At 72.5% G+C, this 22,551-nt stretch carries 19 protein-coding genes; 13 read left to right on the plus strand and 6 right to left on the minus strand.

The genetic code is table 11. The annotated features are described in order from the left end of the window. Positions 1-78: 78 nt before the first annotated feature. The gene (locus tag GGQ69_RS00295) at positions 79-855 is read left to right on the plus strand and encodes an HAD family hydrolase (protein WP_255459364.1); all 777 of its coding nucleotides are present in this window, start codon (positions 79-81) and stop codon (positions 853-855) included. Positions 856-928: 73 nt separating this feature from the next. Here GGQ69_RS00295 and GGQ69_RS00300 read toward each other — a convergent pair whose 3' ends face one another. The 3 genes from GGQ69_RS00300 to tmk form a co-directional block, all read right to left on the minus strand. Beyond that, entirely contained in the window at positions 929-2,506 is a 1,578-nt protein-coding gene (locus tag GGQ69_RS00300) for an alpha/beta hydrolase (protein ID WP_183523315.1), read from the minus strand. A 67-nt stretch (positions 2,507-2,573) separates the two neighbouring features. After that, positions 2,574-3,803 carry a DNA polymerase III subunit delta' gene (locus tag GGQ69_RS00305; RefSeq protein WP_183523317.1) on the minus strand — a complete coding sequence of 410 codons (1,230 nt, stop codon included), beginning with the start codon at positions 3,801-3,803 and terminating at the stop codon, positions 2,574-2,576. Further along, positions 3,800-4,537: a dTMP kinase gene (gene tmk / locus GGQ69_RS00310; RefSeq protein ID WP_370577029.1), complete on the minus strand. Its 738-nt coding sequence runs from the start codon at positions 4,535-4,537 to the stop codon at positions 3,800-3,802. The genes GGQ69_RS00305 and tmk overlap by 4 nt, the downstream gene beginning before the upstream one ends. An 80-nt stretch (positions 4,538-4,617) precedes the next feature. On the opposite strand from tmk, the gene GGQ69_RS00315 reads away from it, so the two are divergent. The 3 genes from GGQ69_RS00315 to GGQ69_RS00325 are packed head-to-tail and all read left to right on the plus strand — an operon-like array spanning position 4,618 to position 6,978. Further along, entirely contained in the window at positions 4,618-5,832 is a 1,215-nt protein-coding gene (locus tag GGQ69_RS00315; RefSeq protein WP_183523319.1) for a PLP-dependent aspartate aminotransferase family protein, read from the plus strand. A gap of 9 nt (positions 5,833-5,841) precedes the next feature. Beyond that, the gene (locus GGQ69_RS00320) at positions 5,842-6,183 is read left to right on the plus strand and encodes a DUF2516 family protein (RefSeq protein ID WP_183523321.1); all 342 of its coding nucleotides are present in this window, start codon (positions 5,842-5,844) and stop codon (positions 6,181-6,183) included. A 36-nt stretch (positions 6,184-6,219) separates the two neighbouring features. Then, positions 6,220-6,978 carry a phosphoglyceromutase gene (locus GGQ69_RS00325; protein WP_183523323.1) on the plus strand — a complete coding sequence of 253 codons (759 nt, stop codon included), beginning with the start codon at positions 6,220-6,222 and terminating at the stop codon, positions 6,976-6,978. Positions 6,979-7,073: 95 nt separating this feature from the next. On the opposite strand, the gene phoU is transcribed toward GGQ69_RS00325, so the two are convergent. Then, complete coding sequence (gene phoU / locus GGQ69_RS00330; protein WP_183523325.1) at positions 7,074-7,733, minus strand: phosphate signaling complex protein PhoU; 660 nt, start codon at positions 7,731-7,733, stop codon at positions 7,074-7,076. A 256-nt stretch (positions 7,734-7,989) separates the two neighbouring features. Here phoU and GGQ69_RS00335 point away from each other — a divergent pair, with 256 nt between their 5' ends. Both GGQ69_RS00335 and GGQ69_RS00340 read left to right on the plus strand, forming a co-directional pair. Beyond that, on the plus strand, positions 7,990-9,129 hold the full coding sequence (locus GGQ69_RS00335) for a cell wall metabolism sensor histidine kinase WalK (RefSeq protein WP_255459495.1): 1,140 nt from the start codon (positions 7,990-7,992) through the stop codon (positions 9,127-9,129). Then, positions 9,126-9,806, plus strand: a complete 681-nt coding sequence (locus GGQ69_RS00340) for a response regulator transcription factor (protein ID WP_183523329.1) — start codon at positions 9,126-9,128, stop codon at positions 9,804-9,806. Before GGQ69_RS00335 ends, GGQ69_RS00340 begins: the two co-directional genes overlap by 4 nt. 172 nt (positions 9,807-9,978) lie before the next feature. Here GGQ69_RS00340 and GGQ69_RS00345 read toward each other — a convergent pair whose 3' ends face one another. Next, on the minus strand, positions 9,979-10,533 hold the full coding sequence (locus tag GGQ69_RS00345; RefSeq protein WP_183523331.1) for a hypothetical protein: 555 nt from the start codon (positions 10,531-10,533) through the stop codon (positions 9,979-9,981). A gap of 262 nt (positions 10,534-10,795) precedes the next feature. On the opposite strand from GGQ69_RS00345, the gene GGQ69_RS00350 reads away from it, so the two are divergent. The 6 genes from GGQ69_RS00350 (at position 10,796) to glgX (ending at position 17,472) form a co-directional block, all read left to right on the plus strand. Continuing rightward, complete coding sequence (locus GGQ69_RS00350; protein ID WP_029139081.1) at positions 10,796-11,278, plus strand: CarD family transcriptional regulator; 483 nt, start codon at positions 10,796-10,798, stop codon at positions 11,276-11,278. A gap of 112 nt (positions 11,279-11,390) precedes the next feature. Next, complete coding sequence (locus GGQ69_RS00355; RefSeq protein ID WP_183523333.1) at positions 11,391-12,203, plus strand: 2-C-methyl-D-erythritol 4-phosphate cytidylyltransferase; 813 nt, start codon at positions 11,391-11,393, stop codon at positions 12,201-12,203. Continuing rightward, positions 12,200-12,703: a 2-C-methyl-D-erythritol 2,4-cyclodiphosphate synthase gene (gene ispF, locus GGQ69_RS00360; protein WP_183523335.1), complete on the plus strand. Its 504-nt coding sequence runs from the start codon at positions 12,200-12,202 to the stop codon at positions 12,701-12,703. The genes GGQ69_RS00355 and ispF overlap by 4 nt, the downstream gene beginning before the upstream one ends. A gap of 9 nt (positions 12,704-12,712) precedes the next feature. Next, positions 12,713-14,215 carry a cysteine--tRNA ligase gene (cysS, locus tag GGQ69_RS00365; protein WP_183523337.1) on the plus strand — a complete coding sequence of 501 codons (1,503 nt, stop codon included), beginning with the start codon at positions 12,713-12,715 and terminating at the stop codon, positions 14,213-14,215. 69 nt (positions 14,216-14,284) lie between these two features. After that, positions 14,285-15,301: a 23S rRNA (guanosine(2251)-2'-O)-methyltransferase RlmB gene (gene rlmB / locus GGQ69_RS00370; protein ID WP_183523339.1), complete on the plus strand. Its 1,017-nt coding sequence runs from the start codon at positions 14,285-14,287 to the stop codon at positions 15,299-15,301. Between the two features lie 5 nt (positions 15,302-15,306). Further along, positions 15,307-17,472 carry a glycogen debranching protein GlgX gene (gene glgX, locus GGQ69_RS00375; protein WP_370577156.1) on the plus strand — a complete coding sequence of 722 codons (2,166 nt, stop codon included), beginning with the start codon at positions 15,307-15,309 and terminating at the stop codon, positions 17,470-17,472. A 31-nt stretch (positions 17,473-17,503) separates the two neighbouring features. On the opposite strand, the gene glgP is transcribed toward glgX, so the two are convergent. After that, positions 17,504-20,137 (minus strand): alpha-glucan family phosphorylase, encoded by a 2,634-nt coding sequence (gene glgP, locus GGQ69_RS00380; protein WP_183523343.1) that lies wholly within the window; start codon positions 20,135-20,137, stop codon positions 17,504-17,506. 219 nt (positions 20,138-20,356) lie between these two features. On the opposite strand from glgP, the gene GGQ69_RS00385 reads away from it, so the two are divergent. After that, positions 20,357-22,477 (plus strand): alpha-1,4-glucan--maltose-1-phosphate maltosyltransferase, encoded by a 2,121-nt coding sequence (locus GGQ69_RS00385; RefSeq protein WP_183528100.1) that lies wholly within the window; start codon positions 20,357-20,359, stop codon positions 22,475-22,477. Positions 22,478-22,551: the final 74 nt, after the last annotated feature.

Below are 22,551 nucleotides of genomic sequence, written 5' to 3' on the forward strand. Positions count from 1 at the left end.
GCACGGTCCACAACCCACAGATGACGTTCACTTCACGGCCAACCCCCGGACAGCTGGGTGCTGTGGAGTGGGACGACCATGAACGAGACCCCGGCACCTGCCCGGGCCGTCGTCGAGGGGAGAACGGACGTGACGATGCCCTCCACCACCCGCCCGGGGCCCGCCCTGGAACCGGTGCGCCCCCTGAGGCTGGCCGTGCTCGACATGTCCGGCACCACGGTCGAGGAGGGCGGCCTGCAGGACGACGCGTTCAGCACGGCCCTCCGCGAGGAGGGGATCGAAGGGGGCGGCTCCCGGCATGACGCGATGGTGGGTTACTTCCGGCGGTCCCGCGGCACCCCCCGCCACGAGGTCTTCCGCTCGCTCTTCAGCGAGGACGCGGTCAGCGCCCGGCGGGCCAACCGGCGCTTCGAGACCGCTTACGACGAGTTGCTCGCCGAGCGCGGGGTGCGGCCGGTGCAGGGGGCCGCCGAGGCCATGGCCGAACTGCGCGAGGCGGGGATGAAGATCGTGCTGACCACCGGCTTCGCCCGGCACACGCAGAACATGATCCTGGAGTCCCTGGGATGGATGGGCGTCTCGGACCTGAGCCTCTGCCCCTCGGACGCGGGCCGGGGCGTGCCCTACCCGGACATGATCCTCACCGCCCTGCTGGCCCTGGACCTGGACGACGTCCGCTCCGTGCTGGTCGCGGGCGACACGGTCGGGGACATCCGCGCCGGTCAGCGCGCGGGGGCCGGGCTCACGGTCGGCGTGCTCTCCGGCTACCACGACGGGCCGGCGCTGACGGCGGCCGGTGCCACCGCCGTCGTGCCCTCCGTCCGGGACATCCCGGCGCTGGTCCGGGGCCGCTGACGGGGCTCGTCCCCGGCCGGCCACCTGCACCGGCCACCTGAACCGGTCACCGCCGCCCGCGGCCCCGCGGGCGTTAGGGGCAGGTCAGCCCGTCCTCGGGCACGGTCCCCTCCACCAGGTAGGCGTCCACGGCGTCCTCGATGCAGTCCCCGGCCCGCCCGTAGGCCGTGTGGCCCTGGCCCTCCCAGGTCACCAGGACGGCCGACTCCAGCTGCTCGGCCAGGACCGAGGCCCACTCATAGGGGGTCGCGGTGTCCCCGGTGGTGCCGACGACCACGATGGGCGCCGCGCCCGGAGCGCTGGCCGGGGCCGGTTCGCTCACCGGGGCCTCGGGCCACACGGCGCAGTACAACCCGGAGTAGGCCAGGAACCGGCCGAGGGTCGGGGAGGCCTCGTCCAGCTCCGCGGCCTGCTCGCGCAGGACCTGCGTGTCCGCCGGCGCCGGCCCGTCGAGGCACTTGACGGCGGTGATCGCCGCGGTGACGTTCGAGTCGTACGTGCCGTCCTCGTCCCGTCCGGCACCGAGGTCCGCCAGGTGCAGCATCAGGTCGGGGTTGCCGTCCAGGGCGTCCTGGACGGCCGTGGTCAGCACGGGCCAGCTCTCGTCGGCGTTGAGCGCGAGGATCATCCCGGACACGAACGTGCTGGCCGGGACCTGGCGTCCGTCCGAGGCGGTCATCGGGGACTGCTCCACCTGCTCCAGGAGGCGCCGGACCTGGGCCACCGCGTCCTCCGGGGTCCCGGAGAGGGGGCAGTCGCTGCCGGCCAGGCAGTACTCCGCCCAGGACGCCAGGGCCTCCTCGTAGGAGGCGGCCTGGGCCAGGGTCACCTCGGACTCGGGCAGGGACGGGTCCATGGCGCCGTCCAGCACCATGCGTCCCACGTTCTGCGGGAACAGCCCCGCGTAGGTGGCCCCCAGGTCGGTGCCGTAGGAGAAGCCCAGGAAGTTCAGCCGGTCGTCCCCGAGCACCGCGCGCAACAGGTCCATGTCCCGGGCCGAGCTCTCGGTGTCCACGTGGCCCAGGACCTCCCCGGTGTGCTCCTCACAGGCCTCGGCGAACTCGCGGGCGGACTCGCGCAGCTGGTCGAGTCCCTCGTCCGTGGAGGGGTCGATGTGGCCCTCCCGGGCCTCGTCCATCTCCTCGTCCGTCAGGCAGGTGACGGGGGCGGAACGGGACACGCCGCGGGGGTCGAAGCCGACCACCGTGTAGTGCTCCCGGACGTCCGCCGAGACGGCGTAGTCCAGCCCCTCGACCACCATGTCCACGCCGGAGACGCCCGGTCCGCCGGGGTTGACCAGCAGGTGCGGGGCGTCCTCCCCGGCCCCGGCCGAGCGGACCAGGGCCAGGTCGATGCTGTCCCCGCCCGGGTCGGCGTAGTCCAGCGGGGCGCTCGCGGTCGCGCACTCGAAGCCGCCCCGGTCCTGCTCGCAGTCCTGCCACTGCAGGTCCTGGTCGTAGTACTCCCCGAGGCCGTCGGGCACCTCCCCGGGGGCGGTTGTCCCGGGGCCGGCGGCCCCGCCGGTGGCCTCCTGCCCGCCTCCCGACGTCGTCCCCTCCGTGCCGGTGCCCGTCCCGCCGCCGGCCCCGCCATCGGGGGTGCAACCCGTCAGGAACAGGCCCGCGGCCAGCAGGCCGGCGAGCAGGGGCACCGGACGGCGGGGACTGCTGCCGCGGGGGCGGAGGGAAGCACGGGGACGCTGGCGCACGCGGGGCCTCTCAGGGATGGTCGGGCGGTCGTCGGTCGAGGATCCGGTCCGGCAGGAAGCTGGTGGCCATCGCCTCCAGCGCCAGCAGGGGCGGGACGTTGCCGGCCAGCCGGCGCCGGGCCGTGGAGACGGCGTCGATCCGCTCCACGGTGCGTTCCGGGGAGGCGGCCCGGGCGTAGGAGGCCAGCTCGTCGCGCAGGTGCTCGTTGACCAGTTCGGCGTCGGTGCCCAGTTGCAGGGCCAGCACGTCCCGGAACAGTCCCGTGAGGTCGATCATGGCCCGGTCCAGGGTGTCGTGCACGGCACGCTTGTTCCGCGCCGTCTGGGCGTCCTCGAGCCTCTTGACGTGGTGGCGGAGCTTGGCCGGGACCTTCTCGTCCTCGGCCAGGCCGAGCGACCGCAACAGGTTCCGCCGCTCCTCGGCATTGCGGACCTCGGCGGAGGAGGCGGCCTCCTGCTGGGTGACCTCCACGAGCTCCTTGGCCATCGCCACGGCGTCCGAGGTGGCCTTGACGCGTAGGGGCAGGTGCACCACCGACTCACGGCGCGACCGGGATCCCTCGTCCCGGGCCAGGCGCCGGGCCATGCCCACGTGGGACTGGGAGGCCCGGGCGGCGAACAGGGCCAGGTCCGGGTCCAGGCCGTCGCGTTCCACCAGCAGGTCCGCCACGGCGCGCACCGCGGGGATCCGCAGGCCCACCTGGCGGCAGCGGGAACGGATGGTGACCAGCACGTCCGCGGGGGAGGGGGCGCACAGCATCCAGACGGTCCGCTCGGGCGGTTCCTCGATCGCCTTGAGCAGCACGTTCGTGGCCCGCTCCGTCATCCGGTCGGCGTCCTCCATGATGAAGACGCGCCAGCGACCGGAGGTGGGACGGTCCTGGGCGAGCGCGATCAGGTCGCGGACCTCGTCGATCTTGTAGGTGACGTTCTCGGTGGCCAGCACCTTCACGTCCGCGTGGGTCCCGGCGGCGACGGTGAGGCAGGCGTGGCAGCTGCCGCAGCCGCGCCGGTCCGGGTCCTCGACCTCGCACTGCAGCGCCTGGGCGAAGGCCCGGGCCGCGTTGGACCGGCCGGATCCCGGGGGGCCGGTGAACAGCCAGGCGTGCGTGGGCCGGTCCGCCGCGGCGGCCCGTGACAACTGCTCGACGGCGGCCTGCTGGCCGGCGAGGTCGGCCCAGGCCGGCGCCAGGGCGGCCGGGGTCGTCTGGTCCGCGGGGACGGGGGAGGGCGCGGTCATGGCCGGCTCCCCTCGGAGCGTGTCCCGTCGGTGGCCATCGCCCCGGAGCGGTCCCGCTGGTCCAGGAGCCCGGTGACCCGCCCCAGCACCTCCTCGGCCAGCTCCGGAACCGGCCGCGCGGCGTCCAGCACCAGGTACCGGCCCGGGTCGGCGTCCGCGCGGTGGGTGAAGGCCGCCCGGATGCGCGCGTGGAAGGGCTCCGGCTCGGACTCCATCCGGTCCGGCCCGGCGCCCCCGGCCGACTGCTCGCGCAGGACCCTCCGGGCGGCGGCCGTGCCGGTGTCCACGTCCAGCAGGACCGTGAGGTCCGGGTGCAGTCCGTCGGTGGCCCACTCGTTCAGCTGCGCCACCGTCGCGGTGCCGAGGTCCCGTCCGGCGCCCTGGTAGGCCACGGAGGAGTCCACGTAGCGGTCGGTGACCACGATCCGCCCGTCCGCCAGGGCCGGGACCACCAGTTGGCGCACGTGCGCGGACCGGGAGGCGGCGAACATCAGGGCCTCGGTGACGGCATCGATGGGGGCGTACCGCGGATCCAGGACGAGCTCGCGGAGCCGCTCACCGATGTCGGTCCCGCCCGGTTCGCGGGTCGGCAGCACGTCGTGGCCGGCGGCCCGGAGCCGCTCGACCAGCAACCGGGCCTGGGTGGACTTGCCCGAACCGTCCCCGCCCTCGAAGGCGATGAACACGCCCCACCCTCGGGCTGCGGGGACGGCGGCAGCAGGCGTCTCAGTCACCGGTCCAGCCTACCGGCGGCGGCGTCACGGTGCCGAACGATCCACAACCCGGGCCCGGCGGCGGACGTACGATGTGGCCCATGCATCCCGAAACCCTCTTGGTCAGTGCCGCCCGTCCCGCGAAGGAGGTCGACGCGCCCGTCAACGAGCCCGTGCACCTCACCTCCACCTTCGTGGGATGGGAGGCCGGGGGCGGCGCCGACCGCCGGGTCTACGGCCGGATGTCCAACCCCTCCTGGGACGGGCCCGAGGAGCTGCTGGCCGCGCTCGAGGGGGTGCCGGACCCCCAGGCCACCCCGGCCCTGCTGTTCTCCTCCGGCATGGCCGCGATCGCCGCGGCGCTGCACCTGGTCCCGGTCGGCTCACGCGTCATCGCACCGCAGCATGCCTACAACGGCCTGACCTCGCTGCTGGAGAGCATGGGCGACTCCGGCCGGCTGAGCGTCGACCAGGTGGACATCACGGACACCGCGGCGGTCGTCGGCGCGCTCGAGGGGGCCTCGATCCTGTGGCTCGAGTCCCCGACCAACCCGATGCTGGAGGTCGCGGACCTGCCCGCGCTCACCGGGGCCGCGCACGCGGCCGGGGCGCTCGTCATCGTGGACAACACCTTCGCCACGCCCCTGGTGCAGCGTCCGCTCGACCTCGGCGCGGACGTCGTGGTGCACTCGGTGACCAAGTACCTGGCCGGGCACTCCGACGTAGTGATGGGAGCGGCCGTCACCGCCGACCCGGAGCTGCAGGCCAGGCTGCACGCCCACCGGACCCTGCACGGGGCCATCGCCGGGCCGATGGAGGCCTTCCTGGCGCTGCGCGGGATGCGCACCCTCGCCCTGCGCCTGGCGCGCTCGCAGGCCAACGCGGCCGAACTGGCCCGCCGGGCGGAGGCGGCCCGGTGCGAGGGCACCCTGCCGATCGCCGCCGTGCGCTACCCGGGACTGGCGGGGCACCCGCAGCACGCCCTGGCGGCGCGGCAGATGCACGGCGGCTTCGGCTCCGTGCTGACCGTCGAGGTCGCCGCCGGCAGCGACGAGGACGGTACCGGTCCGGCCGAGGACGCATCCGCGGCCGCCGCCGACGCGGCGGTGCGGGCCCTGCGGCTGTGGGTGCCGGCCACCTCGCTGGGCGGGGTGGAGTCGCTCGTCGAGCGCCGGCGGCGCTTCGCCGCGGAGCCGAGGACCGTGCCCGCAGGGCTGTTGCGGCTCAGTTGCGGGATCGAGCACGTGGACGACCTGTGGGACGACCTCGACCAGGCACTGCGCGCCGCCGCGGCCTGGGACCGTGCCCACCGCTAGGCTGTCCCCATGAGCGCCTGGATCCTGGTCACCTCCATCGAGAACTGGTTGTACATCGCACTGTCGGTGGTGGCCGTGGTCCTCGAGGTCTGGGCGCTGGGCGACTGCCTGACCCGGCCCGCCCACCAGTTCGAGCGCTCCGGCCAGAAGCAGAAGTCGTTCTGGCTGATCCTCACCGGCGTGGCCGGCGTGGTCGGCGTCCTGACCTTCCTGGGCTCCATCAGCAGCCTCGGCGCCGGCTTCGGCCTGTTCCAGATCGCGGCCCTGTGCGTGGCCGCCGTGTACCTGGCCGGCCCGCGGACCGAGCTGAAGACGTTCGGCCGGGGAGGCCCGTCGCACTACGGCTACTGACCGTTCCGGGCCCCGGGCCGCCTATAGGATGTGCCCATGGCTGAGACCCCGTACAAGCTCGTCCTGCTGCGGCATGGCCAGAGCGACTGGAATGAGAAGAACCTGTTCACCGGCTGGGTGGACGTCCCCCTGACCGAGAAGGGCCGCCGGGAGGCGGTCCGCGGCGGTGAGCTGCTCTCCGAGGAGGGGCTGCTGCCGGACGTGCTGTACACCTCGCTGCTCAAGCGCGCCATCACCACCGCCAACCTGGCCCTCGAGGCCGCCGACCGGCAGTGGATCCCGGTCAAGCGCGACTGGCGGCTGAACGAGCGCCACTACGGCGCCCTGCAGGGCAAGGACAAGGCCGAGATCCGCGAGGAGTTCGGCGAGGAGCAGTTCATGGTCTGGCGCCGGTCCTATGACACCCCGCCGCCGGTGCTCGACGACTCCTCCGAGTGGTCCCAGTCCGGGGACCCGCGCTACGCGGACCTGGGCGCGGACGCCCCGCGCACCGAGTGCCTCAAGGACGTGGTGACCCGCCTGCTGCCCTACTGGGAGTCCGAGATCGTGCCGGACCTCCAGGCCGGCAAGACCGTGCTCATCGCCGCCCACGGCAACTCGCTGCGGGCCCTGGTCAAGCACCTGGACAGCATCTCCGACGAGGACATCGCCGGGCTGAACATCCCCACCGGCATCCCGCTGTACTACGAGCTGGACGAGGACCTCAAGCCGATCACGGCCCACGGGCGCTACCTGGACCCGGAGGCCGCCGCCGCCGGCGCTGCCGCCGTGGCCGCCCAGGGGGCCCAGAAGTAGACCGGACCCCGCACCGACGACGACGGCCGTCACCTTCCGCGGAAGGGGACGGCCGTCGTCGTCGAGGGGCCGGGCGCGGCACGGGCCGCGACGGGTCAGTCGATCTCGATGACGGGCTCCCACTCGCCGGTGGCGAGGTAGGTGACCTTGCGGGCCACGGAGACACCGTGGTCGGCGAAGCGCTCGAAGAACCGCGAGGCCAGCGTGACGTCCGCGGTGGTGGCACCGCTGGCGTTCCAGCCGGCCGAGTTCACGGTCTTGAAGTTCTTCGCGTGCAGCTCGTTGATGGCCACGTTGTGCTTGACGATCTCCTGGGCGTGGACCGTGTCGTGGGTGGCCAGCAGCCTCTCCACCTCGGTGGCCACGGCCACGCAGTGGTCGGCCATCTGCCGGAAGTCCTCGCGGACCGGTTCCGGGGCGGCCAGGTCCGGGTAGCGGCGGCGGGCCTGCTGGGCGATGTGCCGGGCCAGGTCGCCCATGCGCTCCAGCGAGGAGCTCATCCGCAGGGCGCCCACCACGGAGCGCAGGTCGGTGGCCACCGGGCCTTGCAGCGCCAGCAGCTCGATGGCCTTCTCGTCCACGGAGGTCTGCAGGTAGTCGATCCTGGCGTCCTCGGAGATGACGGCCTCGGCCAGCTCCACGTCCGCGGTCTCGAAGGCGGTCCGCGCCTTCTCCATGGCCTCGCGGACCAGGCCGGCGATCTCCACCAGCTGGTCGCCCAGGGCCTTCAGGTCGGCTTGGAACAGTTCACGCATGGATGGTCCCTCTTTCCGGTCAATGGGCTCGGGAATGTCCCGGCGGCGCAGGGCACCGGCACCCCGGACGGGGCACGGGGCCTCGGTCATCCTTCCCGGGGAAGATGAACAGTCGCTGAACCGCGGGAACGTTCCGGTGCCAGTATGCCCTGCGCCGGGCGCGGGGTGCGCGATGGGTAGTCTGGACCGCGTGACGGATCCCGTGGTGGTTGGAGTGGTGTGCGGCCTCATCGGCCTCGTGCTGGGCGTGCTGTCCATGGTCGCCTTCCGCATCTCCGAGCGCAGCCGCGCCGTGCACCTGACCGTGGGCGAGCCCAGCATCCCGGACGGTGCCGCCGAGGTCCTGTCCGTGATCGGCCGGGCCTACGTGGTGGTCGACGCCGTCAACGGGGTGGTCCGGGCCAACCCCTCCGCCTACGCCTTCGGCCTGGTGCGGGGCCACAGCCTGGCGCATGACGAACTGCTCGAGCTCACCGACCGCGTCCGTGCCGACGGGATCATCGTGGACCGCCGCTACGAGCTGCCCCGTGGCCCGGTCGGCCAGGGCATCCTCGTCGTGCAGCTGCGCGTGGCGCCCCTGGCGGACGAGTACATCCTGATCCTCGCCGACGACCGCTCGGAGATCTCCCGGACCGAGGCCATGCGCCACGACTTCGTGGTCAACGTCTCCCACGAGCTGAAGACCCCGGTCGGCGCCATCTCGTTGCTGGCCGAGGCGATCGACGGCGCCGCCGACGACGAGGAGGCCGTGCGCCGCTTCGCGGGCCGGCTCAGCGTGGAGTCCACCCGTCTGGCCGCCCTGGTGCAGGACATCATCGAACTGTCCCGGCTCCAGGCCAAGGACACCGTGCGGGCGGGGCAGCCGGTCGACCTCAACCGGGTGGTCGGCGAGGCCGTGGACCGTTCCCGGCTGCCGGCGGAGGCCCGCAACATCGACATCAAGGTGGCCGGCCGGATCGAGTCCACGGTGCACGGGGACCCGGACCAGCTGATGACCGCCCTGCGCAACCTGATCGACAACGCCGTGCGCTACTCCCCGGAGGGCACCACGGTGGGTGTCGGACTGAAGTCGGTCCGCGGCCTGGCCCAGATCTCGGTGACCGACCAGGGGGTCGGGATCCCGGAGGACGAACAGGACCGGATCTTCGAGCGGTTCTACCGGATCGACGCCGCCAGGTCGCGCCAGACGGGCGGTACCGGTCTCGGGCTGAGCATCGTCAAACATGTAATCTCGAATCATGGGGGGGAAGTGACCGTCTGGTCACAGCCGGGCCGGGGCTCGACGTTCACGGTCCGCCTCCCGGAGATGGAACCCGACGCTGGTGTGCAGCTCGGCAGGTCAGTGGAAGCACGGGGTGGCAACGCGCCTGCCGCCGGGGAAGGAGCCCAGTCGTGAGCCGGATTCTGATCGTGGAGGACGAGGAGTCGTTCAGCGACCCGCTGTCCTACCTGCTCGGCAAGGAGGGCTTCGAGGTGGAGGTCGTGGCCGACGGCCACGAGGCGATCGTGGAATTCGACCGGGCCGGGGCCGACCTGGTGCTCCTGGACCTGATGCTGCCCGGCCAGTCCGGCACGGAGGTCTGCCGCCAGCTGCGCCAACGCTCCAACGTCCCCGTCATCATGCTCACCGCGAAGGACTCCGAGATCGACAAGGTGGTCGGACTGGAGCTCGGTGCGGACGACTACGTCACCAAGCCCTACTCCTCCCGTGAGCTGGTCGCCCGCATCCGCGCGGTGCTGCGCCGCCAGGGGGAGCCGGAGGAGCTCATCAGCTCGACCGTCCAGGCCGGGCCCGTCCGGATGGACATCGAGCGCCACGTCGTCTCCGTGAACGGGGAGCAGGTGTCCCTGCCGCTGAAGGAGTTCGAGCTGCTGGAGATGCTCCTGCGCAACTCCGGCCGCGTGCTGACCCGGGGCCAGCTGATCGACCGTGTCTGGGGGTCGGACTACGTGGGGGACACCAAGACCCTGGACGTCCACGTCAAGCGACTGCGCGGCAAGATCGAGCCAGACCCCTCCCATCCGCAGTACCTCGTGACCGTGCGCGGGCTCGGCTACAAGTTCGAGCCCTGAGGGGCGCCCGGCGCCGGGGACACGACGGCCTGTCCGTCGGCCACCGGTGCCGCGGACCGGAGCCCGACGGCAGGACGCCGCGGGCACCGGTCGCCGACGGCGAAGGGCCGGCACCGTGCGGTGCCGGCCCTTCGCCGTCGTGCTGGTTGACCGGCGCCCCGCGGGGCGGTGGTCAGTGGCCGCCTTCCTCGGCGGCCGGGGTCTCGTAGAGGTGGGCGCCGGGGCTCGCGTCCGCACCGCCGGGCACGAACGGGCGGTACTCCGGCAGGGTGCCGTCCAGGACGGTGACGTCGACCTGCTCGGTGGCGGTCTCGGCCCCGCCGGTGACCTCGACGGTCGCCTCGACCATGCCGCCGGGGAAGCCGCCCGAGCTCGGGATGACCTGCTCGTTGGCGGGGTCCTCGAGCTTGAGGGACTCGCCGGCCGGGACGGAGAACCGGGTCTCGGTGCCGGCCACCGTGATGCTCACCTCGAGGTTCTCCTCGGAGGTGTCCGCGGCGATGGTGCCGATGTAGCGGGCCTCCGTGTCCGGACCGCTGGTGATCAGGGCGATGTTGCGCAGCTCGGCCTCACCGACGTTGGCCACGATGCCGTCCGACGGGGCGTACTGCAGGGTGGTGGCCTGCTGGTTGATGGCGCTGCAGCCGGTGGCGCCCAGCAGGGCGACGGCAGCCAGTCCGGCCACGGCGGCATTGCGGGCAGTGGCCTTGCGGGCGGCGAGCTTCACGGTGGGATCTCCTCGGGTGCGGACAAAGTGCGCGGGGGTCATCCGCCGGTGCCGACGGGCACGGCAGATGACAGGGCGCGGTGCTGACACGAGACTACCGTACCGGCCCCCTCCCCTCCCGCTGCGCGACGGGGGCGTGACGCGGTGGGGGGCGATCCGGCGAGGGAGAATTGTGTCCGTTTCCGCCGCGGGCGCAAGCATCGACACGCGCCCCGAAAATGTGACGTGGTAAACTTTGCCGGAGTGAAAGGGGACCACTCACATGGTTTTTGAGGTCGGAGAAACTGTTGTTTACCCCCACCACGGTGCGGCCCGGATCGAAGAGATCAAGATGCGCACCGTCAAGGGTGAAGAGAAGATGTACCTCAAGCTGAAGGTGGCCCAGGGCGACCTGACGATCGAGGTGCCGGCGGAGAACGTGGACCTCGTCGGCGTGCGGGACATCGTGGACGGTGAGGGCCTCGAGGAGGTCTTCCGCGTGCTCCAGGCGGAGTTCACCGAGGAGCCCACCAACTGGTCGCGCCGCTACAAGGCCAACCTCGAGAAGCTGGCCTCCGGGGACGTCATCAAGGTGGCCGAGGTCGTGCGCGACCTGTGGCGCCGGGACCAGGACCGCGGACTGTCCGCCGGGGAGAAGCGCATGCTGGCCAAGGCCCGCCAGGTGCTCGTCTCGGAGCTGGCCCTGGCCAAGAAGACCTCCGAGGACGAGGCCACCGAGCTGCTGGACGAGACCCTCGCCGCCTGAGGCGCGGCGGCCTCGCAGCCTCTCGCGCCGGTTGCGTCCCGGCCCCGGTCAGACCCCGATCGCCGAGCCGGCCCGGTCCGGCGAGCGGGCGGACTGAACCTAGACTGACAGCATGCGTTCGACCCTGTTGATCGTGGCCGCCGGAAGCGGCTCCCGCCTGCAGGCCGGCCTGCACAAGGCACTGGTGGACCTCGGCGACGGCCGCAGCCTGCTGCAGCACTGCCTGGACTCGGTGGCGAGCGCCGCTGATGCGGCCGCCCTCGACCTGGCCGGGATCGTGGTGGTCGTGCCCCCCGACGCCCATGCCGCCGAACCGCTGGAACAGGTGTGCCGGGACTTTGCCGCACGGACCGGGCTGACCGTGCAGACCGTGCCGGGCGGAGCCGAGCGCGCCGACTCGGTGCGCGCCGGACTCGCGGCGGTCCGTGCCGGTGCCGTGGCGGAGAGCACGGCCGGCCCGTTCGGCCGCCACGCCGTCCTCGTCCACGACGCCGCCCGGCCGTTCGTCCCCCCGGCGGTGTTCCGCGCGGTGACCGCCGCGCTGGAGGCCGGCGCGGCCGCCGTCGTGCCCGGCCTGCCCGTGGTGGACACCATCAAGACCGTCTCCGTGCCGGGCGCTCCCGGAGAACGGGCCGCACCGGACACCGAGGAGGGGTCCGGCCCGGACCACGAACCGGAATGGGTGACCGGGACCCCGTCGCGGTCGACGCTGCGCGCCGTCCAGACCCCCCAGGGATTCGACCTGACCGCCCTGGAGGCCGCGCACCGTGCGGCCGCCGGTGGTCCCGCGCTGACCGATGACGCGATGGTGATGGAGGCGGCCGGACACCGGGTCGCCGTGGTGCCCGGTGACCCGCTGGGGTTCAAGGTGACCACGCCCCTGGACCTGGTGCTGGCCAGGGCCCTGCTGCAGGAGGACCGATGACCGACCGAGAGCCCCCGATCCTGCCCCGTACCGGGATCGGGACCGACGTCCACGCCTTCGCCCCGGAGGGCGCGGACCGCCCGCTGTGGGTGGCCGGCCTGCACTGGCCCGGCGAGCCCGGCCTCTCCGGGCACTCGGACGGGGACGTGGTCGCCCACGCGCTGTGCGACGCCCTGTTCTCCGCCGCCGGGATCGGTGACCTGGGACAGCACTTCGGGACCTCGCGCCCGGAATGGTCCGGGGCTGCCGGGACCACGCTGCTCGCCGAGGCCTCGCGACTGGTCCGGGAGGCCGGCTTCGGGGTCGGCAACGCGTCCGTCCAGCTGATCGGCAACCGGCCGAAGGTCGGGACGCGCCGCGCCGAGGCCGAACGGGTGCTGTCCGAGGCGGCCGGTGCGCCGGTGGCGGTCTCCGGCACCACCACGGACGCACTCGGGTTCACCGGGCGCGGGGAGGGGCTGGCCGCGGTGGCCACCGCCCTGGTCTACCGGCTGCACTAGAGTCTCACCGTGGCACAACGCTTCTATGACACCAGGACCGCGACGGTACGGGACTTCGTCCCCCTGACCGAGGGCGAGGTCTCCCTCTATTACTGCGGTGCCACCGTGCAGGGCATGCCCCACGTGGGCCACGTGCGCTCGGCGATCGTCTTCGACATCCTGGTCCGCTGGCTCGAGCACACCGGGTTGCGGGTCACGTCCGTCCGCAACGTCACGGACATCGACGACAAGATCCTGGAGAAGTCCGCCGCCTCCTACGCGCCGGACTTCGAGGAGGACGACCTCTACCCCGCCGAGGAGCCGTGGTTCGCCCTCGCCTACCGCTTCGAACAGGAGTTCGCCCGGGCCTACGCCACGCTCGGGGTCCGCCGGCCCACCTACGAGCCGCGGGCCACCGGGCACATCCCCGAGATGTTCGAGCTCATCCAGCGCCTCGTGGACGCCGGCCACGCCTACCCGGCCGCCGACGGCTCGGGGGACGTGTACTTCGACGTGCGCTCCTGGACCGCCTACGGCGAGCTCACCCGCCAGCGGGTGGAGGACATGCAGGACGCGCCCGACGCCGACCCGCGCGGCAAGCGCGATCCCCGCGACTTCGCGCTGTGGAAGGGGGCCAAGGACTCCGACCCCCGGACCGCGACCTGGCAGTCACCGTGGGGTCGCGGCCGGCCGGGCTGGCATCTGGAGTGCTCGGCGATGGCAACCAAGTACCTGGGGTCCCGGTTCGACATCCACGGCGGGGGACTGGACCTGCGCTTCCCGCACCACGAGAACGAGCTGGCCCAGTCGGCCGCCGCCGGGGACGGGTTCGCGAACTTCTGGCTGCACAACGGCATGGTCACCTACGAGGGCGAGAAGATGTCCAAGTCGGTGGGCAACACGATCTCCCCGGAGGAGATGCTCTCCCTGGCCCGGCCCAAGGCGGTCCGGTACTTCCTGGGCCAGGCCCATTACCGCTCCCCGCTGGACTACCGCCCGACGTCCCTGCAGGAGGCGGAGGCCGCCGTGGAGCGGATCGAGGCCTTCCTGGACCGCGGCGCCGACGTGGTGGCCGATGCCCAGCTGCAGCGCGAGGAGGCCGCGGCCGCCCAGGGCGGCCAGGCCGTGGAGGCCGTCTACGTGGCCGCGTTCAGCAGCGTGCCGCCGGCCTTCCGCACCGCCATGGAGGACGACCTCAACGTCCCGCAGGCCCTGGCCGTCCTGCACGACTCCGTCCGGGCCGGCAACACCGCGCTGGCCGCCGGGGACGTGGCGGCGGTCGAGGAGCACTACGCGGACGTCCAGTCCATGGTGGAGGTCCTGGGCCTCGACGACGTCCCCGAGCCCCAGGCCGGGACCGACCCGGCGGCGCAGCACGCCCTCGACACCCTCATCCGCGCCCAGCTCGACGCCCGGGCCGCGGCCCGGGCCGCCAAGGACTGGACCACCGCGGACGCCATCCGGGACACCCTGGCCGCGGCCGGCGTCGTGGTGGAGGACTCCGCCGACGGCGCCCGCTGGTCCCTGCAGTAGGGCCGGTCCCGGTGGTGCGGGGCCGTAGACTGGGGCCGTCCCCTCCCTCGCCAGAAAGGCACCACCGACATGGCCGCAGCACCACGCTCCGGATCTTCCCGCGGCAACAGCGGGAAGAAGGGCCCCCTGAAGGGCACCGGTGGACACGGCCGGAAGGCGCTGGAGGGCAAGGGCCCCACGCCCAAGGCCGAGGACCGCGTCTACCACAAGGCCCACCGGACCAAGCAGCTGGCCGAGCGTTCCTCGGCCAAGCGCGGCGGGACGCGCAACACCCGTTCCCGCCACGGTGACGAGACCGTGGCCGGGCGGAACTCCGTGGTCGAGGCCCTGCGCGCCTCCATCCCGGCCAAGGCGTTGCACGTGGCCACCCGGGTGGAGATGGACGAGCGGGTCCGGGAGGCCCTCAAGCTCGCCGCGGAGCGCGGCGTGCCGGTGCTCGAGAACAGCAAGGCCGAACTGGACCGGATGACGGACGACGCCATCCACCAGGGCCTCGTCCTGCAGGTGCCGCCCTACGAGTACGCCGATGCGCTCAGCCTCGCCCGGCAGGCCGTACAGGAGTGGGAGAAGGGCTACCAGGCGGCCCCGCCGCTGCTCATCGCCCTGGACGGGATCACGGATCCGCGGAACCTGGGCGCCATCATCCGTTCCGCCTCCGCGTTCTCCGCGGACGGCGTCGTGGTGCCCTCCCGCCGGTCGGTGGGCGTGACCGCCACCGCCTGGAAGACCTCGGCCGGTGCCGCGGTGCGCGTCCCCGTGGCGCAGGCCGGCAACCTCAACACCGCCCTGCAGGAGTTCAAGAAGCTGGGCATCTTCGTCCTCGGCCTCGACGGCGGTGGCGACCAGTCCCTGCCCGGGCTGCCGCTGGCCACGGAGCCGGTGTGCCTGGTGGTCGGCTCGGAGGGCAAGGGCCTGTCCCGGCTGGTCCGGGAGAACTGCGACCAGATCGTCTCCATCCCGATCGCCTCGGACATGGAATCCCTGAACGCCTCGATGGCCGTGGGGATCTCGCTGTACGAGATCGCCGTCCAGCGGTCCGGGCACCGGCCGGCTGCCGAGGGGGCGGTCCAGGAGGAAACCTCCTGATGCCCATGACTCCTCGGCCTGGCGGGGGCATACCGGCCGGGCTGCGCGGCGTCAGTGGCCACCGGTCCCGGGCGTTCCCCCTGGGCGTGGCCGACTCCGTACCCGGCGTGGTGGAGGTCCCCGGGGCGGCCAACGTGGCCGTGTACGCGCCCGGCCTGTCCGCGGTGGACGTCGTCTTCACCGATCCGGACTTCCCGCCGGACGCCGTCCCCACCTCGGCCGACGTGCGCCGTGCACCCCTGTACGACGTCACGGACCACGTCCACCACGGGACGATCCCCGGGCTCGGGTATGGAAGCCTCTACGCCTTCGTCGCCCGTGACCGGCGCATTCCCGGGGTCTGGAAGGTGCGCAGGCGGTCCTCGGGCAAGGTGCATGCCCTGCCGCAGTTGCTGATCGATCCGTACGGGGACGCCGTCGTGGAGCGCGAGGGCCGGTACTGGTCGGCGCGGGTTCCCCCGGACTTCGACTGGGGCGGCGTCCAGAAGCCGCACGTTCCGCTGCGGGACACGGTCGTCTACGAGGCCCACGTCATCGGCCAGACCAAGCTGCACCCCGGGATCCCGGAGGAGCTGCGGGGGACCTACGCCGGACTGGCCCACCCCGTCATGGTGGAGTACCTGAGGAACCTGGGGGTCACCGCCGTCGAGCTGCTGCCCATCCACCACCACCGGGACGAGTCCCACCTCGAGCGCCTGGGCCTGGAGAACTACTGGGGTTACAACACCGTCAGCTTCTTCGGGCCGCACCCCGGTTACGCGACCGCCGCCGCGCAGGCGGCCGGACCCCGGGCCGTGCAGGACGAGGTCAAGGGCATGGTCAAGCTGCTGCACGCGGCCGGGATCGAGGTGATCCTGGACGTCGTCTACAACCACACCGCGGAGGAGGGGCCCGGCGGCCCGGTCTTCTGCTGGCGTGGGCTGGGGGAGCGGCACTACTACCGCCATGACGCCATGGGCCGCTACCTGGACACCACCGGCTGCGGGAACTCACTGGACTTCAGCGACCCCCAGGTGGTCCGGATGGCCCTGGACTCCTTGCGGCGCTGGGTGAGCGACTTCCAGGTGGACGGCTTCCGCTTCGACCTCGCCGTGACGATGTGCCGGGACGGCGCCCACCACTTCACCAGCGACCACCCGTTCCTCGTGGCCGCCCAGGCCGACCCCGTGCTGGCGGGGACCAAGCTGATCGCCGAGCCCTGGGACGTGGGCATCGGCGGGTGGCAGACCGGCAACTTCCCCCTCGGCTGGGCGGACTGGAACGACCGCTTCCGCGACGTGGTGCGGGACTTCTGGGTGGCCGACCGCGGCGCCATGGAGCACGGCGGCGCCGGGGGGTCCACCGCCCGGCTGGCCGACTGCCTGGCCGGCTCCGCCGCCCTGTTCGCCGGGTCCGGACGGTCCGCCCTGGCCTCGGTGAACATCGTCACCACGCACGACGGCTTCACCCTGCGGGACCTGGTCTCCTACAACGAGAAGCACAACGAGGCCAACGGGGAGGACAACCGGGACGGCAACTCGCACAACCGGTCCTACAACCACGGGGTGGAGGGGCCGACCGATGACGAGGACATCCGCGACTCCCGGTCCCAGACGGCCCGGAACCTGATGGCCACGCTCATGCTCTCCCTCGGGGTCCCCCTGATCACGGCCGGGGACGAGATCGGCAGGACCCAGCGGGGGAACAACAACGCCTACTGCCAGAACAACGAGATCTCCTGGACCGACTGGGACCTCGGCGAGCGCCAGCAACGCATGCTGTCCACCACGCGCCGGCTGATCGCGATCCGCAAGGAGTTCCTGGCCGGGCAGCCCTACACGTACCCGGCCCGCGATCCCGGGTACCTGATGTGGTTCAACGCCCAGGGCGTGCCGATGGCCCACGACGAGTGGGCGGACCCGTCCCACCGGCTGCTGCAACTGCTCGTCGGGGTCCCCGGCGGGCTGAGCAAGGGGCTGATCGTCTTCAACGGGGGACTGTCCAAGTCCTGGTTCCACCTGCCCACCCCGGACGAGCTCCGCGGCATCACGGACCCGACCGGAGCGGACCTGCGGACGTTCACCCTGCAGCTGTCCACATCCCACTACGGTGACCTGCGCCGCGGCGCCCTGTTCTCCCCGGGGGAGACGGACATGATCGAGGGCAACTCGATCTCCGTCTACTCCGTCTGACCGGCCTCCGGGGCCAGGCGGAGAGGGCGGGTCAGCCCGCGTTGACCACCAGGGCCATCTCCGCCGGGGACGCCAGCAGCTCGTGCTGCGGGAGCACGCGCACCGAGTAGCCGAAGGCGCCGGAACGGTCGATCACGAGCGAGCCGGTGAACTGCCACCGGCCACCGCCCAGGTCCTCGGCCGGGTCCAGCTCCAGGGTGGCCGTGTCCAGGAGCCGGTCCTCCTCCAGGCTGCCGGCGGGGGTGGTGGAGACCCGGCCGTACACGGCCTGGACGCAGACGTCGGCCGGCTGCAGGTCACCCAGGCTGACGTACGCGGAGACCTGCAGCTCGTCGCCGATCTGGGGTTCCTCGCGCACGCCGAGGGAGTCCACGTGCTCCACGGTCACCTGGCCGAACGCGGCGCGGACCCGGGTCTTCCAGGCCGCCAGCTCGCGGGCCCTCGCGTAGTCGTCGGCGTCCATGGTCCGGCCGGCGGCGGCGGCGGGGCGGTAGAGCTCGTTGACGTAGTCCTGCACCATCCGGTCGGCGGACATCGCCGGACCCAGGGTGGCCATGGTGTGCTTGACCATCGCCAGCCACTGGTGCGGGATGCCGTCCCGGGAGGCCCGGGACGGCCCGGCCGCACCGGCCTGGTCGGAGTCCTCGGCGGCGTAGAACCGGGGCACCAGCTGGGTCTCGAGCAGGTCGTAGAGGGCGGCCGCCTCGACGTCGTCCCGTTCCTCGGCACTGGCGGCGGAGGAGGCGGAGGGGATGGCCCAGCCGTTCTCTCCGTCGTACATCTCGTCCCACCAGCCGTCCAGCACGGACAGGTTCAGCCCGCCGTTCATGGCCACCTTCATGCCGGAGGTCCCGCAGGCCTCGAGCGGGCGCAGCGGGTTGTTCAGCCACACGTCGCACCCGGGCATCAGGGTGGAGGCCATCTGGATGTCGTAGTTCGGCAGGAACACGATCCGGTGGCGGACCTCCGGGTCGTCGGCGAACCGCACCATCTCCTGGATCATCAGCTTGCCCTGCTCGTCGGCCGGGTGCGACTTGCCGGCCACCACGACCTGGATCGGGTGCTCGGGGTCCAACAGCAGCCGCTTGAGCCGCTCCGGGTCCCGGAGCATCAGGGTCAGGCGCTTGTACGTGGGGACCCGCCGGGCGAAGCCGATGGTCATGACGTCCTCGTCCAGCACGTTCTCGGTCCAGGCCACCTCGGCCGCCGAGGCACCGCGCTTGAGCCACGAGGACCGCAACCGGGCCCGGACGTCCTGGATCAGGGCCCGGCGCAGCGTCCGGCGCATCTCCCAGAGCTCCTCGTCGGGGACCTCGAAGACCCGGTTCCAGTCGTGGCCGGCCACCGCGGAGGTGCCGAACAGCTCGATGGCCCGGTCCGAGACGGTGCTGGACACCCAGGTGGGGGCGTGGACGCCGTTGGTGATCGAGCTGATCGGCACCTCGTCGGCGTCGAAGCCCGGCCACAGCCCCTTGAACATCTCGCGCGAGACCTCGCCGTGCAGCTTCGCCACGCCGTTGGCCCGCTGGCCCAGCCGCAGCCCCATGACGGCCATGTTGTGCACGTCCGGATTGCCGCCGTCGTAGTCCTCGGCGCCGAGGGCCATGATGCGCTCCACCGGGACGCTGGGGGCCAGCCCGGCGCGGAAGAACTGTTCCACGAGGTGCCGGTCGAAGCGGTCGATGCCGGCGGGCACGGGGGTGTGCGTGGTGAACACGGTGGACGCCCGCACCGAGGACAGCGCGGCCTCCCAGTCCAGCCCGGCGGCCATGAGCTCCTCGATCCGCTCGATGCCCTGGAACCCGGCGTGGCCCTCGTTCGTGTGGTAGACGCTGGGCGCGTCCGTGCCCGTCAGCCGGCAGTACAGCCGCAGCGCCCGCACCCCGCCCATGCCCAGCAGCAGTTCCTGCTGCAGGCGCTGGTCACCGCCGCCGCCGTACAGGCGGTCGGTGATGGAGCGGGCGGTGTCGTCGTTGGCCGGGACGTTGGAGTCCAGCAGCAGCAGCGGGACGCGCCCGACGTCGGCCCGCCACACCTGGGCGTGCAGGGTGCGGTTGCCGGGGATCGGCAGGGACACCAGCGCCGGCGAGCCGTCCTGCTCCTTGAGCAGCGTCAGCGGCAGGTTGTCCGGGTCCAGCACCGGATAGGTCTCCTGCTGCCAGGCATCGCGGGAGAGCGACTGCTTGAAGTACCCGGACTGGTAGAGCAGCCCGACGCCGATGACCGGCACGCCGAGGTCCGAGGCGGACTTGAGGTGGTCGCCGGCCAGGATGCCCAGTCCGCCGGAGTACTGGGGCAGCACGGCCGTGATGCCGAACTCGGGGGAGAAGTACGCGATCGGCCGGGGCGCGGGCTCCACGCCGGCGACCTCGTGCTGGAACCACCGGTCCTCGGACAGGTAGCGGTCGAGGTCCCGGGCGGCCGCGGCCACCCGCTGCACGATCGACTCGTCGGCGGCCAGCTCGGTGAGCCGGGCCCGGTCGAAGGAGCCCAGCAGGGCCACGGGGTCCTGGTTCAGCTCGTCCCAGGCCTGCGGGTCGAGGTCCCGGAACAGGGCCTTGGTCTGGGGGTGCCAGGACCACCGCAGGTTGGTGACCAGGCGGCTCAGTCCCGCGATGGACTCGGGCAGGTGGGTACGAACGGTAAACCGACGGATAGCCTTCACAGGCCCTCATTATCCACGGTCCACCGGCCCGTTCCGGGCACCGGGTGAACCCCGGTCGACGCCCGGCCGACGCCGGGTCGACCACCGGTTGAATCCTCTCCCCGCGGGCCCCGCGAGCACGTCATGCGCGGTCGCCGCCGGATATGGCGTTGGCCAGCCGAGCATCGCACCGGTAACGTCGACCGCGTGGGAGCTTCCAGGAATGCCATCACTGCCCCGATGTTCCGCTCCGAGGTCAGGATCGGCCGCATCCCCGTCACGGGTGTGCAACCGGTCATCGACTGCGGCGCCCACCCGGCCAAGGCCGTGGTGGGAGAGGACATCCCCGTGCGCGCCACCGTGTTCCGCGAGGGACACGACCGGCTCGGTGCCACGGCCGTGCTCTACGGACCCTCCGGGTCCGAGGTGCACCGCGTGCGCATGACCGAGGGAACGCCCGGACTGGACGAGTACCGGGCCGTCCTGCGTCCCGTGGACATCGGTCCGCACACCTTCGTCATCGAGGGCTGGTCCGACCCCGTGGCCACCTGGCAGCACGCGGCGACCGTGAAGATCGCGGCGGGGATCGACGTCGAGCTGATGCTGGCCGAGGGCGGTGCCCTGTTCCGCCGGGCGGCCGAGGACCCGGACCGCTCCGAGACGGACCGCGCCGTCCTGGCCCGCGCCGTGCGCGGCCTCGAGGACACCGCGCGCGACGTGGCCGAACGGCTCGCCGCGGCCGATGACCCGGACCTGGCGGAGGTCCTGGCGGCCCGCCCGATCCGAGAGTTCGTCTCGCCCTCGACCGAGTACCCCCTGGACGTGCAGCGGGCCCTGGCCGGCCGTGGCGCCTGGTACGAGTTCTTCCCCCGGTCCGAGGGCGCGGTCTACCACCCGGAATCGGGGACCTGGACCTCGGGCGATTTCACGACGGCGGCCGAGCGGCTCCCGGCGATCGCCCGGATGGGCTTCGACGTCGTCTACCTGCCCCCGATCCACCCGATCGGCCGCGCCCACCGCAAGGGACCCAACAACACCCTCACCGCCGGGCCGCAGGACCCGGGCTCGCCGTGGGCCATCGGCTCGGAGGACGGTGGCCACGACGCGATCCACCCCGAGCTCGGCACGGTGCAGGACTTCGGCCGCTTCGTCGCCCGCGCGGAGGAGCTGGGCATGGAGGTCGCCCTGGACCTGGCCCTGCAGTGCTCCCCGGACCACCCGTGGGTCACCGAGCACCCCGAGTGGTTCACCACCCGGGTGGACGGCTCGATCGCCTACGCGGAGAACCCGCCGAAGAAGTACCAGGACATCTACCCGCTGAACTTCGACAACGACCCGCGCGGACTGCGCCGGGCCGTGCTGCGGGTCGTGGAGCTGTGGGTGGCCCGCGGCGTGAAGATCTTCCGCGTGGACAACCCGCACACCAAGCCCCTGTGGTTCTGGGAGTGGCTGATCGCCAAGGTGCACCGCCGCCACCCCGAGGTGGTCTTCCTCGCCGAGGCCTTCACCCGCCCGGCCATGATGCACGCCCTGGGCCGGGCCGGGTACCAGCAGTCCTACTCCTACTTCACGTGGCGGAACACCCGGGACGAGATCGCCGAGTACCTCCACGAGGTCACCGCCGAGACGGCGGCGTTCTACCGGCCGAACTTCTTCGTCAACACCCCGGACATCCTGACCGAGTACCTGCAGTTCGGCGGGCCCGCGGCCTTCAAGATCCGGGCCGTGCTCGCGGCGCTGTCCAACCCCCTGTGGGGCATGTACTCCGGCTACGAGCTGTACGAGCACGTGGCCCGTCCGGGCGCGGAGGAGTACATCGACAACGAGAAGTACGAGTTCCGTCCCCGCGACTACGCCGCCGCCGAGGCCGAGGGGCGCTCGCTGGCCCCCTACCTGACCCGGCTGAACCACATCCGCCGGGCCCACCCAGCCCTCCAGGACCTGCAGAACCTGACCCTGCACGAGGCGGACAACGAGGACATCCTCGTCTTCTCCAAGACCCGCCGGCACCGGGCCGCCGGCTGGCATGCCGCGGCCGCGACCGGCACGGAGGACCTGCCCGACATCGGCCCCGTCTTCCCGGGCGTCGAGGATCCCTCGGCGCTGGTGGAGGGGCTGCCCGGTCACGCGGACACCGTCATCGTGGTGGTCAACTGCAACCCGCACGACGTGAAGGAGGCCACCGCCCACCTGGACCTGTCCGCGCTGGACCTGCGTCCGCAGGACCTGGACGCCGAGGGCCGCTTCGAGGTCGAGGACCTGATCACCGGCGCCCGCTGGCAGTGGTCCGCGCACAACTACGTCCGGTTGGACCCGCACGTCGAGCCGGCCCACGTGCTGCGCGTGGTGCGTCGCGACTGAGCGGCCGCCGCGCGCCGAGAGACCACGCCGCGGACCCCCGGGGGGATCCGCCGGACCGACGCACGACCCACGAC

Origin of the sequence: Micrococcus sp. TA1 (genome assembly GCF_014199555.1) — a bacterium.
In the GTDB taxonomy this organism is placed as follows: domain Bacteria; phylum Actinomycetota; class Actinomycetes; order Actinomycetales; family Micrococcaceae; genus Citricoccus.